The 16530-nt window shown below is 53.4% G+C and carries 13 protein-coding genes; 6 read left to right on the forward strand and 7 right to left on the reverse strand.

Annotated elements, in window-relative coordinates; all coding sequences use genetic code 11:
• Together Pla144_RS23845 and Pla144_RS23850 are read right to left on the reverse strand one after the other, a co-directional pair.
• Window positions 1-621 (reverse strand): NADH-quinone oxidoreductase subunit B, encoded by a 621-nt coding sequence (locus Pla144_RS23845; RefSeq protein ID WP_146453219.1) that lies wholly within the window; start codon window positions 619-621, stop codon window positions 1-3.
• Window positions 622-736: 115 nt separating this feature from the next.
• Entirely contained in the window at window positions 737-1411 is a 675-nt protein-coding gene (locus tag Pla144_RS23850) for a helix-turn-helix transcriptional regulator (protein WP_146453220.1), read from the reverse strand.
• A 688-nt stretch (window positions 1412-2099) separates the two neighbouring features.
• Here Pla144_RS23850 and Pla144_RS24925 point away from each other — a divergent pair.
• The 3 genes from Pla144_RS24925 (at window position 2100) to Pla144_RS24930 (ending at window position 6724) form a co-directional block, all read left to right on the forward strand.
• Window positions 2100-4832 carry a sulfatase-like hydrolase/transferase gene (locus tag Pla144_RS24925; RefSeq protein ID WP_197530979.1) on the forward strand — a complete coding sequence of 911 codons (2733 nt, stop codon included), beginning with the start codon at window positions 2100-2102 and terminating at the stop codon, window positions 4830-4832.
• A 178-nt stretch (window positions 4833-5010) separates the two neighbouring features.
• The gene (locus Pla144_RS23865) at window positions 5011-6558 is read left to right on the forward strand and encodes a sodium-dependent transporter (protein ID WP_146453221.1); all 1548 of its coding nucleotides are present in this window, start codon (window positions 5011-5013) and stop codon (window positions 6556-6558) included.
• A gap of 4 nt (window positions 6559-6562) precedes the next feature.
• Window positions 6563-6724 carry a hypothetical protein gene (locus Pla144_RS24930; protein WP_197530980.1) on the forward strand — a complete coding sequence of 54 codons (162 nt, stop codon included), beginning with the start codon at window positions 6563-6565 and terminating at the stop codon, window positions 6722-6724.
• A gap of 101 nt (window positions 6725-6825) precedes the next feature.
• Here the strand turns inward: Pla144_RS24930 and dusB are convergent, their stop codons facing one another.
• From dusB to Pla144_RS23885, 4 genes are all read right to left on the reverse strand, one after another.
• A complete protein-coding gene (dusB, locus tag Pla144_RS23870; RefSeq protein ID WP_146453222.1) occupies window positions 6826-7863 on the reverse strand; it encodes a tRNA dihydrouridine synthase DusB in 1038 nt (345 codons plus the stop codon).
• A 67-nt stretch (window positions 7864-7930) separates the two neighbouring features.
• Window positions 7931-9139, reverse strand: a complete 1209-nt coding sequence (locus Pla144_RS23875) for a hypothetical protein (protein ID WP_146453223.1) — start codon at window positions 9137-9139, stop codon at window positions 7931-7933.
• A gap of 126 nt (window positions 9140-9265) precedes the next feature.
• Window positions 9266-10372, reverse strand: a complete 1107-nt coding sequence (locus tag Pla144_RS23880) for a serine/threonine-protein kinase (protein WP_146453224.1) — start codon at window positions 10370-10372, stop codon at window positions 9266-9268.
• A 263-nt stretch (window positions 10373-10635) separates the two neighbouring features.
• Window positions 10636-11613 (reverse strand): D-2-hydroxyacid dehydrogenase, encoded by a 978-nt coding sequence (locus tag Pla144_RS23885; protein WP_146453225.1) that lies wholly within the window; start codon window positions 11611-11613, stop codon window positions 10636-10638.
• Between the two features lie 193 nt (window positions 11614-11806).
• Between Pla144_RS23885 and Pla144_RS23890 the strand changes: the two genes are divergently transcribed.
• The 3 genes from Pla144_RS23890 (at window position 11807) to Pla144_RS23900 (ending at window position 15497) form a co-directional block, all read left to right on the forward strand.
• Window positions 11807-12922 (forward strand): DoxX family protein, encoded by a 1116-nt coding sequence (locus Pla144_RS23890; protein WP_146453226.1) that lies wholly within the window; start codon window positions 11807-11809, stop codon window positions 12920-12922.
• Window positions 12923-12926: 4 nt separating this feature from the next.
• Complete coding sequence (locus tag Pla144_RS23895) at window positions 12927-14732, forward strand: Gfo/Idh/MocA family protein (RefSeq protein ID WP_146453227.1); 1806 nt, start codon at window positions 12927-12929, stop codon at window positions 14730-14732.
• Between the two features lie 156 nt (window positions 14733-14888).
• A complete protein-coding gene (locus Pla144_RS23900; protein WP_231936538.1) occupies window positions 14889-15497 on the forward strand; it encodes a dioxygenase family protein in 609 nt (202 codons plus the stop codon).
• 100 nt (window positions 15498-15597) lie between these two features.
• Here the strand turns inward: Pla144_RS23900 and Pla144_RS23905 are convergent, their stop codons facing one another.
• Window positions 15598-16140 carry a PEP-CTERM sorting domain-containing protein gene (locus Pla144_RS23905; RefSeq protein ID WP_146453229.1) on the reverse strand — a complete coding sequence of 181 codons (543 nt, stop codon included), beginning with the start codon at window positions 16138-16140 and terminating at the stop codon, window positions 15598-15600.
• Between the last annotated feature and the right edge of the window lie 390 nt (window positions 16141-16530).

Genomic DNA, 16530 nt, shown 5'->3' on the forward strand with positions numbered 1-16530 from the left:
TTATCCAGTAATCTTCTGGTGATCATAAACAGGTTCGGTGTCGATGGGGCTGTAGACGTAGCCACTGTGGTGGGGCATAGGAAGTTCATCCTCAAGTTTGCGACCCAGTTGGCCGGTACCTGCGCTGCCGGTCATCTTGGCGATCTTATGCCCTTTGATCTTGTCTTGAATTCTCATCAGGCCTTCGAGCAAAGACTCGGGGCGCGGCGGGCAACCTGGCACATAAACGTCAACTGGCACGACCAAGTCAACACCCTTCACCACGTGGTAACCATATTTGAAGTAGGGTCCGCCACCCACTGTGCAGGCCCCCATGGCAATCACGAACTTAGGATCAGGCATCAGGTTGTAGAGCCGCCGCACTCGGCTGGCCATTTTGTAAGTTACAGTGCCCGCAACAATCATCAGGTCGGCCTGGCGGGGAGTCGCGCGAAACGCTCCTGCCCCAAATCGATCGAGATCAAAGCGGCTCGCTCCCGCGGCCATCATCTCGATGGCACAGCAGGCTAGTCCAAACGTCATCGGCCAGATACTTGACTGGCGCGCCCAATTGATCGCCTGTTCGACGGTGGTCGTGATGACGTTCTCTTCAAATCGTCCTTCAATCCATGGCTGAGGCATAACTGGTTCCTATTAACTTTGCACGCTGTCTTATGAGGATAGTTTCTTCAGCGGTTGTCTTAAAAAACCGCGATAATCCATCAAGCGTAACAACCCCTCTAGTCTGTGGCTAGTATTAACTCGTTCTAGTACGACGGGCTGTGTTCTTACTCGTATCGAAGGTGCAATGTGAAGCACCGTCGAGCCGGCAAGAGCTTAGTCGAAGCCCTTCTCCCAAGACCTCCGAAAACAGCATCTTCTCCATCGAGCAAACCGTGCGATCCTGTTCCGCCAAAGTGGGATAGGGGCAGGCTAAGGCCGTTAGGACAGGAAGCTGTGAGCCCTCAGTTTGAGTTACTTCAAACGGCACGTTGCGTTCGCCCATCAGGGCAACCAGGGATTGCATCCTCTCCTTCAGCGAATCACCTCTCACCCGACTTCGATATTGGTCCGCCAGCCGAGTGACGATCCTTTTTAACAATCCATAGCGGACGTCCGGGTCCTTTACGGCGCGAATTTCACCCCAAAGGACGCCAGCCAAATCTTCATAGTTGGTACCACTCGTGCGAACTCCGGCCGGAGAAAGCGAATAGCGGTGGGTGGGCCGTCCTCGGCCTGCTTTCTCGGTTTCTCTGTCGATTAGGCCCTGTTCCATGAGCCGAGAGAGACGTTGCCTGACGGCTGTGGCAGTTACACCAGCAAATTTTACCAATTCGGCGATCGAGACCGCACCCTCCCGACGAACGAACTCGATGATCTCACGATCATTCGTCGATGCATCGTCTCCAAGTTGTAGGTTGGTTTCGGACATAAGTCGTTACACTGACAGTGGTTTTGCTAGCTACTTTCAAGGTAATCATATCCCAATCAATATTTTTGACAATACTATATGTGAAAAATACATTGCCATAGTTACCTACATTGTCGTAAAGTGTTTGCCTAAAAGGCTTTAGTCGCTTATTCCACAGCGGTCCAGACTGATTGTTGGGATTTGCGGGCGGAATTTGTTGAGGGGGGATTGTGGCAGGAAAGGAACGATGCCGTAGCCACTGTTTTCTTGGGAGTGCAAGCGGGAATGAAGAAGTTCGATGGACCAGTTCATCAAATTGCCCCGTCAAGTTGTTCATCTTTCATTTCCATTTGGGGATTTAGGGGCATCCACCTTTCCCTTCGCGTGTAGCGCCATCCCAATATTGAAATGGCACAACATGGGGACACCCATCCTCCGACCGGACTGCAGGTGACACCCGACCAAGAGGGATCGTTAGTTTGCGTCGGTATTTCTGCACGGTGACGCAGCTTGCGTTGCTTAAGCAATGGAAGCATCTACTGCACGACCTGTTAGGATGGGTGTCCCCCTTTCAAGTTGGTGCAGGAAGCTGATTGTCCTTATGGAGGCCAAATGGTATTGATAATAGGGCAAAGCTAGTATGCATAATTCCGAACCACCGTTCGTCAACTCTGCCACCTTTCTTAAGAGCAGCTGCTTTTTAGCAAAAATGAAATTGAAGCACTTAGTGGCCTCCCTTTTCGTAACTGGTCTCGATCTATTTGCACCCTTTGCTGCATCTCACGCCAGCCAGCCGCACATCGTCGTGTTTCTCTCCGACGACCATACTCTCACTGATTCGAGTGTGTATGGAGCAACAGATATCGTCACCCCTGGCATGCAGCGAGTGGCCGATAGCGGAATGACTTTTCAACGGGCCTTTGTAGCATCCCCTTCGTGCGCGCCTAGTCGTGCGGCCCTGTTGACTGGGTTGATGCCCGCTGGCAATGGTGCCGAGGCCAATCACGCACGACCTCGTAAGGAGATCAAGAAGCTACCCGCTTATCTTCACGAGTTGGGCTACGAGGTCGTCGCCTTTGGCAAGGTAGGACACTATGCGCAGACTCCTGAGTACGGATTCGATCTTGCCAGGCACTTCACATACCACGACGATGTCGCTGTCGGTGAGGCCATCAAGTGGTTAAATCAGCGTGAAAGCGACAAACCCTTGTGCCTATTCGTCGGTACGAACTGGCCTCATGTGCCTTGGCCGCAAGTGACAGACATCGATTCCGCAAAGATCGAGATCCCATCCACGCATGTCCACACACCCCAAACACGGCGAGCCCGCGCACGGTATTACCAGGCCATCCACACAATGGACGACGAACTGGGGCGAGTCTTCGACGCAGCTTATGAAAAACTGGGCGATAACACGTTGTTTATCCATACTAGCGACCATGGAGCGCAGTGGCCGTTTGCCAAATGGAATCTGTACGACGAAGGCATCCGCACACCCCTGATCGCTGCCTGGCCAGAGAAAATCAAAGTTGGTGCCCAAACAGAAGCCATGGTCTCCTGGGTCGACCTGCTTCCAACACTTGTTGAAGCAGCAGGCGGTACGATCGATCAGACTCTCGACGGGAGGTCCTTTCTTCCTGTCTTATTGGGCGATGCTCAAACGCATCGACAAGAGATCTATACGACCCACAGTGGCGACGGCAACTTCAATGTATACCCGTCTCGGAGTTTGCGAGACGAGCAATTTAAATACATACGGAATCTGCATCCCGAGTTTCGCTTCGAGTCACACGTCACCAAGCTGCGTGGGAAAGAAGATTATTGGCTCTCGTGGGTAGCAAAGGCAGAGAAAAACCAGCACGCAGCAGCCAAGGTCAAACGCTACCAGCAGCGTCCCGCCGAAGAACTCTACGACCTAGCGGCAGATCCACACGAAACGAACAACCTGGCCGGTGACCCCGCACAAGCAGAGCGACTTGCCGACATGCGAGAGAAGCTAACCGCTTGGTTGGGCAAGCAGGGAGATCAACGCACAACCTACGGCATGCCGACATTAGTTCCCCGTTCGGATCCTCGTCCCAACATCATTACGGTGTTCATCGACGATATGGGCTGGACGGATCTTTCTTGTTTCGGTGGCACCGAAGTCGAAACGACAAAGATCGACCAGCTGGCGAGCCAAGGGCTGCGTTTCACCAACTTTTATGTCAACTCGCCGATCTGTTCCCCTTCGCGTACGGCTCTGACGACAGGTCAGTATCCAGCACGGCATCGGATCACGTCTTTTCTGGCAGAACGCCAGATGAACAAAATACGCGGTATCGCAAACTGGCTCGATGTTACCGCTGTTACGTTACCACGACTGATGGCTCAGGCAGGCTATCGGGCGGGGCATTTCGGCAAGTGGCATATGGGAGGTCAGCGCGACGTTGGCGAAGCCCCTTCGATCACCAAATACGGATTCGACGCATCACTCACAAACTTCGAAGGGCTCGGGCCCCGTGTGCTGCCACTTTGCGACGCTCACGATGGCCAACCGCCAAAACGCTATGACTTAGGCAGTGCTGCGTTGGGGCGTGGACCTATCGAATGGGTGGATCGATCCCAGGTTACGGCTCGCTATGTGGAACGTGCGATTGAGTTCATCGATGCCAGCGAGGCAGAGGGTAAACCCTTCTTCGTCAATGTGTGGCCTGACGATGTCCACTCACCGTTTTTTCCTCCCGAAGCAAAACGCGGCGATGCAACGAAAAAAACCTTGTATTACGGTGTGCTGAAAACCATGGACGCTCAGCTTGGGAAATTGTTCGACCGCATTCGGAGTGACGACAAACTGCGCAACAACACGCTTATTCTGTTGTGTAGCGACAATGGCCCTGAACCCGGCGCCGGATCGAGTCACCCCTTGCGCGGGGCAAAAGGGCTCCTGTATGAAGGCGGCATTCGGAGTCCCTTGATTGTATGGGGGCCGGGCAACGTCGCTTCCTCAGCCGCAGGGAGTTCAAACGACACAACGATCGTCTCAAGCGTCGACTTGGTGGCTTCGCTGATGTCCCTCTCGAACCTTTCGCCGCCAAAAGGTTACCATTCCGATGGCGAAGATTTGCTGGCAGCGTTGCTGGGTATTTCCCAAGCACAGCGAAGCGGCTCTCTCTTTTGGCGGCGTCCTCCCGATCGACCAGGAAGAAAAGCCCATCCAAATCCCGATCTAGCTGTTCGGGACGGGCCCTGGAAACTACTTTGCCAGATCGACGGTTCGGCGGTGCAACTTTACAACCTCGAAAACGACATCCGCGAAAAACGAAATCTTGCCGGTGATCGCAAACAAATTGCCCAGCGATTGAAACGGGCAGTACTCGAGTGGAACGAATCATTACCGCAGGACGGCGTTTCCAGTCACGTTGACAATGCGAAGCAAAAGCATCTCGTGCCGGGTGAATGACTGCCTACACGGCTTTCGTAATTAAGATCATGGCGGAGGGAAGTCCCTATTCCTATTCGACATTCCATAAACTGTTGACCCAAAACACTTTATCCGCTAAAAGAAGCTGCCAGTCGGACGTATCCATCTTGCTTCTTATTCTACCTTTCGATTCCATTTGAGTCACGGAGATACCCGAATGAGCGATAGCAATCCGCAGGGAGGCGAACGGTGGGGGTCCCGGATCGGGGTGATTCTCGCTGTGGCGGGTTCAGCAGTGGGATTGGGGAACTTTCTGCGGTTTCCTGGTCAGGCTGCCCAGAATGGTGGGGGGGCGTTTATGCTTCCCTACTTTATCAGCCTGCTGATCTTGGGCATCCCGCTTTGTTGGGCTGAGTGGACCATGGGTCGCTACGGTGGGACGAAAGGGTTCAACTCGGCCCCCGGGATCTTTCAAACGCTCTGGCGGAATCCTCTCTCCAAGTATCTTGGGTCGATCGCCTTGCTCATCCCACTGGTGATCTACATGTACTACGTTGTGATCGAAGCTTGGTGCCTCGGTTATGCGTTTAACTATCTCACCGGCGACTTGATGCTAGGGGCAGATTCGGAGAAGTATAGTGATTTCTTCGGCAGATTCGTGGGAACCGGTGCCGATGGTGCCTTGCTAACTGGTGAATCCAATCTAATCCTTTTCTTGCTAATTACTTTTGTGCTCAATTTCATTCTTATCTATCGCGGCATCAGTAAGGGAATCGAGAGTTTTTGCAAAATTGCGATGCCGATCATGGTCATTTGTGCCGTATGCGTCCTCGCCAGGGTGCTCACACTCGGCGGTGAAAAAGTCGTTGCGGGATTGGGGGCCATGTGGAATCCCAATGCCGAGTATCTTATGCAGCCCAAAACCTGGTTGGCCGCATCTGGACAAATATTTTTCAGTCTCTCGGTAGGGTTTGGCGTGGTGATCAACTACGCCAGCTATCTCAAGAAGAACGACGACATCGCCCTGAGCGGATTGACCGCTAGTAGCATGAATGAGTTTTTTGAAGTCTGCCTGGGAGGTCTGATTACTCTGCCGGCGGCATTTATTTTTCTGGGCGCTGCCGCCAAAGAGCAAGGCACGTTTGGGTTGGGTTTCAATGCTTTACCAAACGTATTCGCAGTTATGCCTGGAGGAAGATTCTTTGGATTCTTATGGTTCTTCATGCTGTTTACTGCAGCGATTACAAGCAGCCTTTCCATGTTGCAACCAGTTATAGCATTTTTTGAAGAAGGACTGGGACTAAAACGCCATGCCTCTGCGACCTTGCTGGGCTTGGTATCGGCCATGGGAAGCGGTTTTGTCGTGTATTTCTCAAAGGGAATGGTGGCCCTGGATACCTTTGATTTCTGGGTGGGCACGATGTTTATCTTCATCCTAGCCATGATTCAGGCCGTGATTTACGGCTGGGTATTTGGCATCCAGAAAGGTTATGAAGAGTTGCATCGCGGTGCAAATATCCGCGTTCCCTGGTTTGTGCAGATCATGCTCAAATACGTAACACCAGCCTATCTGTTAGCTATCTTTATCGGTATCTGCATTACGCAAGGTCCAGATTACGCAAAGACTTTGAGCCAGGGTGGAATCCCTCTGCTGTCGATTATGTTCATCCTGACAATCTGGGTTTTCTTGTTGCTCCTAATCAACATTGCAGGAAAACGCTGGATCGCCGAAGGGCGATTCGATGCCGTTACTCACGAGGAATAGTGCCATGGAAACAGCCGGCTGGTTTATCATGCTGATCTCGGTGGGATCGGTGCTGACGCTGGTCAGCTTTTGCCTCTATCGAGTGTTCTCGTTGCCTGCATCGGAGATGGAGGATATCGAGGGACCGCTCACAATTGACACAGGGGATACGCGCGACGCGGATTGAGCGTGATTCTTTACACCTCGATTGATGAAGCGTCGGGAGTGAAACTTGCTCCCTTCTGCCGAGCAGGAGCATTCCAATGAGTGGAAGGCGACGGGTCGCGGCTAACCTTCTGGAAAAAAGCTCTCTACCACCCGGTAGAATTCCTCGGGAGTTATCACGGTTCCCACATGCTTGCGGAATTCTCGCGCACCGCGGCGGCCTTGGGCATAGCAGCAGGCGAATTTCCGCATGAGCAGGGTTCCCTTCTCTACGCCGAACCGCTCGCAGACTAGTTCATAGTGGTGCAGCATGAGCTGCTTTTCTTCAGCGAGGGTGGGGTCGAGCGGAATCGATTCGCCGCGGACGGCGGCGGCTGCTTGCGCGAAGAGCCAAGGTTTGTTCAGCGACGCGCGGGCGATCATGACTCCATCCACATTGTAGTGGCGGAAGGCATCGACTACTTTCTGCGGAGTATCGAGGTCGCCGTTGCCGATCAAGGGAATCCGTTTGAGATGCACCTTGATCTCGGCAATGCGATCCCAGTCGGCTGAGCCGCGGAACATGTCGGCTGCGGTGCGGCCATGCACAGTGAGCGCCGCTGCCCCGGCGCCTTCGACCACCTGAGCGATATCACAGGCATTGATCGACTCGCGTGTGCAGCCAAGGCGAATCTTGGCCGTGACCGGCGTCGGCGTGCAGGCAGCAACAACCTGTTCGATAATTTCGCCCATTCGATCGGGATGTTTGAGCAGATAAGAACCGCTGTGCGCCTTCTGTGTCACTTGCCGAACAGGGCAACCGAAGTTGATGTCGACGACACTTACGCCGTATTCGTCGGCTAGTCGGGCCCCTACTTTGGCAAGTGTGGCTGGTTCATTGTCCCAAATCTGCACGGCCAGCGGTCGCGGTTCCTCGGCCACTCCCCAGAGTCGATCAGGATGCTCGGCCTCTTGTTCATCGAGCCAGACAAACCCACGGGCGTTAACCATCTCGGTTGCCAGGAGACCTGCGCCACCGAATTCACGGACGATTTGCCGAAAGGCAAAATTGGTAAACCCGGCCATCGGGGCCTGCAGAATCGGCGGATCGATCAGCAGTGGGCCAATGTAGAAAGGCTTGGCGAGAGGGAGGCAGGTGACTTCTTCGAGGGTAGGTAACATAAATCCATGTTACACCGAAGATGGCAAGCACTGAAACCCTGACGCGAGCTCTCAAAAGCAGAAGCAGCTATCGGCTTGGCACCAGTATGGAGCGTTCACTATTGTTGGGGAGCGCATGCCAACTATTCTCTGCGGTGGTGCGGGGCTGAGATTGCCCGGCGTCCGCTGGATTTACCTGTTCTTCAGCGCTCGTGCGGCGCACTGCTGGATCGACAGTACTTGAAGGAGAACCTGCAACACGAATTAGCATCGCTACCAGGCGCTGGGGCTCAACGCTACCAGGGGTGGCGATCTCGGTGTAGCGGACGATTTCACGGTTGTAATTGGCAACCGTTTCGACAAAAAGTCTGCGTCGGGCGGCAAATAACTCGTAAGCTACGAGCAGTTCTTTGCCGTCGGTTTGCGGACTACGCTGTTCGCTGACGGCAAACATCCAATCACGTGCTGCAGCGATTTCTTTGGCCTCATTTACGATGACTTGTGAAGCGTTTGTGAGATATTCGTCGTATTCTTTGGCAACGCGTTGAGTCTGTTGGGGGAAGAGTTCTGCAAAGCGTGTGTTGTAGGTTCCAACGAAAGGGAGATCGCTGGGAAGCGGTGACTGATCCTCGCGAGTGAATCCCAACATCTGGGCCATACGCTGTTGCGCTACCTGGACCGCGCGCAGTGCGAGTCGCTCGCGGGACTCATTCTGACTCAAACTTTGGTCCCAGTGGGGACCGGCTTGCGCGATTCCACGGCGCAGGGCCTCAAGTTCAATTTTTTCCTTGAGGCTCAAATTGTATTCGAGAACTGCCCGAGACAGGTCCCAATAGGTTTCAACCCGTTGGGTCTGCTCTCTACGGTTGGGAGATGAAGCGATGACTTCTACTAGTGTGACTGGGGTGCCAGACAGTTGGCTACTCGTTACGGGCTCGCTGAAATTTTCCAGGAACGTGATTGGCTCACTTGCCGATGTCGTTTGGGGAGGAGGTTGAACACTTGATTGGGGAGCGACTGCCCCTGAGGTAGGAGGAGAGTCATTGGTCCGCAATTCTTTCTCTTCAGGCGTGGTACTGGATGGTTCAACACTATCCTGGGTTTGGATATCGAACATATCGCTCACGGAAGGGCTAATTCCAGAAGCGGGAGATTCCTGCTGAGGCTCCTCTACGGGAGTGGAACCCACCTCTGCTGCGTAGTCCAGCAGTAAGGCTGATGTTTTCTCCGCTGCGGGGTAACGATCAACTAATTGGCCAAATAACAAGAAGCCGAGGACCAAAAGCGTTCCTGACATCGCCACTACTCCCTTTTATCAGAATACTGGAACCTGGACCGGGCAAGATTGATTTCGCCGGTGGCCGATAGCTTGGCACGATCTGCTTTGACCGTCAATCCTCGGAGTTTGGCCGTATGGAACGGCTCAATCAAGCTCTTCCAGCCAGACGCGTAGCTCGTTTTCGTATTCGCTAGCCAGATCCCCCATAACCAGGGTCCGCTGAAACTCGGCCAAGCCGCCGGGGCCTGTGTCGGCATCCTCGGCACTAGCATAACGCAACACCGTATCGGGAGCTGTCAGGCGACGGCAGATGCTCATCAATAAATCGCTGTCGGCCACATCATCGGGGAGGATCGAGTCGAGCCGCTGCGGGAGAGTCCACTTGGCTTCGAGCATTTCTCCCAGATTTCTCAGACCGGCAAACAGAGGCCTGCCTGCCAGAATCTCAATAAGCACATAACCAAGGCTTGCCAGATCGGACTGGGCAGTAAATTCGTTCCGTTCGAGCATCTCTGGGGCGGCGTACTGCGGAGTGCAGGTCCGTTGCTCGGGCATATTGTCCAATTGCAACGCAGAACCGATGTCAACAATTTTGGGATGGCCAGTGCGTTTTACCATGATATTAGAGGGTTTCAAATCACCGTGGATGATCCCCTCACGATGCAACGCGGCCAGTCCAGCCAGGCATTGGCGGATAATGGCCACAGCCACACCTGGTTTCAGGCGTGGCCTGACATGGCCGGCAGTGACGATCACATCGTTGATATACTTCCACCGCCGATTGTTCACTCGCTGTTGAACTCGTGACAACATTGCCGGTGTAAGTAAGTTGTCGAGATCGTAGCCGTCAACCCATTCCATCTCCATCACACGGATGCGACTGCGTTCGGCAAAGTTCTGCACATCCAGCAGGTTATCGTGCTGAATCTTGGCGACGCTACTAGCTACCAGGGCGATACGCTCCATCGCCCGGTCGTAGCTTTGCTGGCAGGAAAATCGCTCAGGAGAAAATACCTTTAAGGCCACAGGCAAAGTAAAGCCGTCCGACCCTCGTCGATCAGTGAGATAGACGACTCCTTGTCCCCCGGTACCGAGCAAGCGACGGAAACGCAGGTGCTCCGTCCAGCCAATGTACTGCGTGTTGAGCAGATGCTCGTAGCGCTGATACAGCTCGCTAGGACAGCGGCGCGACTCTTCGCCGTTGAAGGTGATAGTCCGCGTTCCTTGCAGAATTGTTGTGGAAGGGTTCATCCGTTACCTATACGTCGAGGGAAAAAAGAGGTGTCAGCTCAAGGTGCAGAGTCTTTTGCATAGCGGCGGGATCGCCGCCAGGGAGGGAATCCAATGCAGGAAAGCTTCAATATCATTCGTCGCTTAAAAATCACTTATCCCTCTATCCTAATCCGGAATGAGGGCGAAGAGAATGATAATCTGGTTAAGGAGCTAGAGTCTAGATCGTATTTTAGGCCGAAAAGTGCTAGAAAGCTGCTGTTTTCATCCAGCTGCGGGACACTTTAGCTCTGGAACAGGATTGCCCCGGCTTCGGGAAACCCAAGGATTTTGTCCACTTTGTTGATGAGGGGCTTGCCGGCTTGAAACCTCTGTGAGTTTTCCAGGAAGAGCCGCGTCATGTCGTCGATCCGGCTCGCGCGCTGGCCGCCCACATGGGGGGTGAGGATCAGGTTGGGGACCTCCCAGAGAGGACTTTCAGCAGGTAGGGGCTCTTCAGCGGTAACGTCCAGTCCCGCTCCCCAGAGGTGCCCCTCTTTCATCACCTTCACCAGATCCTCCTCGACTACGAGTGGGCCACGGGCCATGTTCACCAGCACAGCATCCTTTTTGAGTAGTCGCAAACGTCGCTCGTCGATCATTCCGCGGGTATAGTCATTCAGCGGCGCGGCCAGGATCAAGACATCCACGCGCGGCAATAAATCATCGAGTGCGTCAGCGGGAAGCAGTTCATCGATCTCAACAGGCTTTTTCTCGGGAAACCAATCGGTGGCTAAAATGGTGGTTTCAAAAGGCTTCAGCACACGAGCCAGGACCCTTCCATTGCCGCCCATGCCGACAATTCCAATGGTCGTGCCATGCAAATCGCGAGTTGGTCGACGAATGAATTCACGTTTATCTTTAGCCCGAAAATAGGTAGGCAAATCGCGAAGCATGCCAGCCAGCAAGGCCATGGTGTGGTCGGCGACCTGTTTGGCCAGCACTCCTGACGCACTGGTGACTAGGATCTCGGACTGGACCACCGCAGGAGTCAAGCAATGGTCCATGCCCGCTGCCGAGGATTGAATCCATTGCAGCTTTCCTTTTGCTACCACCTCATCCCACGGCACGGGCACCTTGGCATGACCACAATAAATATCCGCATTGGCTAATTCGGAAGCGATTCGCTCTTGCCCAGCATCGACAATCTCGGCCCCTGGCCAAGCGGCTTGAATTTGTTCCAGATGGCGCAATTCAACGGGATAACAGAGGACTATTCGCATAAGAGTGACTCAAAATTAAGAACCGAAAGTCGGAAAAACGGGGTCGATTTTCAGCGAGCCCACCCAAATTGGCACTGGAGAATCGCTAAGCTCCATCCTACAATAAAGTTCTTTGCTATTCTCTGGAACAGGCAGAATATTGCCTGACCCCGCTCCTGACATAATCGCCCAGTCCCCGCATGAGAATTCCGTCGTGATCGAAACAAATCCTGCTGCTGATGATTGTCACGTTCGGACCGCCTGGGGTTGTACATGGACGGGAATTGTCGCGCTCGTCTTCTTGCGATTGGTAGTTGGTTGGCATTTTTTTACCGAAGGTGCCAAGAAATTCGAATACGACTCTGGCCGACACGAACTGAAGATGACGTTCTCAGCGGAGGGATTCTTCAACGGGGCCAAAGGACCCTTGGCGGGATTCTTCCAGTCCCAGGCGCCAACGACCCACGATTGGCGAGAACTGCTCGCCCAACCGCAGCAAATGACTCCAGAGGCTTCTGACAAGCTCACCGCCTGGGTCACGCGGTATGTTGCCCGCCGAAAGAATGAGCTTGCCAAGGGGCAAACGACCGAGGCAGAGTTTATCGAAATTGTTCCTGGTGCCGCTTGGGGGGAACAAATCCGCGAAGATTGGCAAAAAATTGCGGGACAGTTTAAAAAGATCAAATCGCTCAGCGACGAGCAACGCACCCAGGCCGACAAGGTACTGGAAACACAAGAGCGTAATCTGGCAGATTTCCTTGCCGAGGAAGCGCTCGACATGCAGGATTATCAGCACCAGTTGTGGCGACTGGAGCAGGCTGAAGGCGTCGGCGGGGCTGACGAAATTCCCTTTCGCAAGGAACGAATCGCCGCCAAACAGGCAGATGTTTCGCGTATCCCCTTGCGGTGGGTTGCCGCTGTAAAAAAAAATGATCAATATCTCGCCGACAATCTGGGCGACGTTCTCACACCGGAGCAGCAGAGTTCTCCGCTAGGCAGCCGAGTCGAAACCGCGGTAACTGATCCTCAAGTTACACAACTGGCTCGGAACAATCTACTTGTAGCTTGCGTAATAACCGCTGTAGGGTTCTGTTTGTTGATAGGGCTCTTCACACCTATCGCTGCAATCCTCGGAGCGTTGTTTCTGTTGATGGTGATGGCCACACAGCCACCTTGGGTGGACGGCGCTAAATCGGAATTCTTTTATTATCAGTTAACCGAATTCGCAGCCCTCGTATTGCTTGCAGCGACTTGTGCGGGTAAGTATGCCGGGCTCGATTCAATTATCCACCGCTGGTGGTCCAAGCGTGGCACTACCAAGGGAGCTTAAAAAGATGAATCTTACGCCAGAAGAAAAGGCAATCGGCAAACAAAACTTCCAGGAAGCCGTCGGCACCAGCCGGCGCGATTTCCTGAAAGGAACCGTGTTGGGTGGTGTCGCAGGGGGAGCAACCATTGGTGCACTCTATTTCAATTACGGAGCGATCAAGAATGATCGCCTCCGCGTGGGTATTATCGGCACTGGAGACGAAGGGGGCGTACTGATCAGCTCGCTCAATCCGGATTATATCGACGTCGTGGCCATTGCAGACATTCGTCCCTATAGCTTTCACCGCGCGTTCCATGGTGATCTCAACAGCGACGGCACGAAGGCGGCTCGCAAGGGACTGATGGATGTTTACGGTTGGAAAACCGAAGAAGAGGCCCGCGAAAATGTCAAAGTGTATGGTGAGAAAGAGGGGGAAACGTACGAAGAGCTTTTGAAGGACCCCAATGTCGAGGCGGTGATTATCGCCCTCCCCTTATGGTTGCACGACGTTGCCGCAATCAAGGCGATGCGGGCAAAGAAACACGTTCTTACAGAAAAGTTAATGGCTCATAGTGTGGGCCAGTGCAAAGAGATGGGCCGTGTGGCCGACGCGACGGGCATGCTTCTCGCCACAGGTCACCAGCGTCACTACAGCATTCTTTACGATAACGCAGTCGATCAGATTTCCAGCGGTCTTATCGGTGAGCTCCACTCCATTCGCGCGCAATGGAATCGCGACAACCTGCCTGGCAGAGATAGCTGGTCCCCTGATTTGCCCAGTGCGAAGTTTGTTGATCAATCTGGTGAACCGCTCACACCTGAGGAATTCTCCGCATTGGAGAAGGCCGCCAGTAAGGCAGGAGGCCCCGAGGCAGTCGCTGCCTTGCGTGACGAATTTCACATGCTGAGGGAGTATCATGCCTGGTTGAAGAAGCGTGACCAGAGCAAAGGAGCAGATGCCGAAAAATGGGCCGAAAAAGTCGCTCAAAAACGCAATCAGATTATGGACTACCGGACCGATGCTGCTGCTTTCGGCTACGAGGATAAAACCCTTCCCAATGGCTATAAGCGATCTCCCATGGAGGAACTGATCCGCTGGCGGCTGTGGGATCGTACCGGAGGGGGACTCATGGCTGAGCTAGGAAGCCATCAACTCGATGCCTCGAGCATCTTTATCAGTTCGCAGCGTGAGGGTCACCAGAAGGTCATGCCACTCTCAGTCAGCGGCATGGGGCATCGTTCGTTGTTCCCGCTCGACCGCGACGTGGACGACCATGTTTACACGATGTTTGAATACCCTGGCTTAGGCTACTACGAGAATGGTAAAGACGGAGAAGTCGCCGACCCCAACAAGAAAATCGTGGTCACCTATTCCTCGATCAACGGTAACGGCTACGGCGGCTACGGTGAAGTGGTACTTGGCACTGAGGGAACCCTCATTTTAGACCGTGAGAAGGATGCTTATCTCTTTAAGAAATCCGACACGCAGACCAAGATCGAAGTCACGGCTGGCTCCGGTGGCCCCGCGATGGATACTTATGAAACCGGTGGTGGTGGCGCAGCCCTCGCCGAGGTAGCCGCGCCTGAAAACATCAGTCGCGGTTACCAAGAAGAGATCGAGCACTGGGCCTGGTGCATCCGCAACCCGGACCCGGCGAACCAACCCAAATGCACCCCCAAGGTTGCTATGGCCGATGCCATCATTGCACTGACCTCAAACATCGCCATGCGAGAAAACCGCCGCATCGAATTTAAGCCGGAGTGGTTTGACATCGAGAGCGATGAAACTCCTGAGGGGAAGACGCCACGAAAGACGAGTGAATTGGTGTGAGATTATTCTTAGGACAGCTCTTTCTCCCACAAGAGGAGTTCAAGCTCAGATAGCAATCGCGAAGGATCTCCAGGAGACTGAATCATCAAATTTCGACACCAAATCCCCACACGGCGAAATTTTTTCAAGGGGGCCACAGTAACCGCTGCTGGGCTTGTGCTTCCCTCGTTTTGGAACGTTCGCGGTGCATTTGCCGAGGCGCTCACTCTTACTCCTCGGCAAACAGAAGGGCCGTTTTATCCGGACCATTTACCGCTGGATACTGACAATGATTTGATCATCATCAATGATGGCATCACGCCAGCCATTGGTGAGATCACGCACCTCTCAGGAAGAATTCTTGATTCCTCCGGCCAGCCGCTCCGCAATGCGCTGGTTGAGATTTGGCAAGTCGATGGCAACGGGGTCTATCTCCACACGGCCGACCAACATGCCAAGAGAGATGCGAATTTCCAGGGTTTTGGTCGCTTTCTCACTGGTTCGACCGGTGAATATTATTTCCGCACGGTCAGGCCGGTTCCGTATCCTGGCCGCACGCCGCATATCCACTTCAAAGTCAAACTGCCGAGCGAAAACGAATTCACCACCCAATGCTACATCAAGGGCAATCCACAGAACGACCGCGACGGTGTTCTACGTGGCATCCGCGATCCGCAGAAACGCGAATCGGTGATGGTGGACTTTGCGCCGATCAAGGAATCACAACTCGGCGAGTTGGCTGCGAAGTTTGATATTGTTCTGGGAGTGACGCCTGGAGACGGTTAATGAGCCACCCTCTCACTGAAATAAAAAACCCCGGCGGGACCTAAACGCCGGGGCTAATATCGATCTTGATGCACAGCATTGCAACTGCTTTTTGAGCAGCCTACCTCAAACGGCGTCGCCATCTGAGGCTTGCCACTCCGCAGAGCAACAGGAGCGTCATAGAGCTTGGCTCCGGGATGGGAACGCATGTGTGGTTAAAAGTGCCATAGAATTCTATTTCGATAAAATCTGTTAAGTTCTCAAAATGGATACTGACTTGGTCAGGGCAGAAGTTTATGAGCTGAACGGGTCCCGCGTTGATCTGCACGAATCCTCCACCCGTCGGGATTGCTTCCATATAGAAATTGGGGGACGGGATTACCACAGGCGGGCCCGACGGGTTATTGGGATCTATGTAATCAAAATGAATTCCCAAAATGGCAGTTCTAGGCTGGCCTGAGGCCTGGGCCATTCCCGTAAACGACATGACCTTCCTGTGTGGTGGAGGATGTATAATGTTAGGAAAATTAAGGTCAATCGGTTGACCAAAAACAGCAGACACTGGAGACAATGGATCTCCAATTTGCTCATCTTCAGCGACTACTGTCGGCGATAAGAACGCCAACATCGAAATAATAGCCGAAGTAGTTACGAGTGTTCTCATGAGCTAGCTCCCTTTCGTTTAAGGTCCAATGCACTTTTCTAATGAGAAAAACGCTTCGTCGTGTGCATTACCAAGACTCGTAATACGGATGCTCCCTCGGACAAGAAAAAACGGAGCTGTAAGTATCCCGGCGGCAGGAGTACCACTGGAATAGAAACAAACCGAATATCGAGCTCTGACAATACCATCCCAGATTAGAAACTCTCGGGATTCTGACGCGCCGCGGCTCAAATGTCAAATATTTTTCCTATTACAGGACGACGAGGTGTGAGCGTCTCGAAAGTAGGTGTGAAATTTGCTCTAATTCTGTTGTGCGGGTAAGTCTTCCTATTTTCCACATTTCTAGGAGTCGATCATGTCCACATCCCCCCAGGAATCTTTGGACCTCAA

Source organism: Bythopirellula polymerisocia (assembly GCF_007860015.1).
Taxonomy (GTDB): domain Bacteria; phylum Planctomycetota; class Planctomycetia; order Pirellulales; family Lacipirellulaceae; genus Bythopirellula; species Bythopirellula polymerisocia.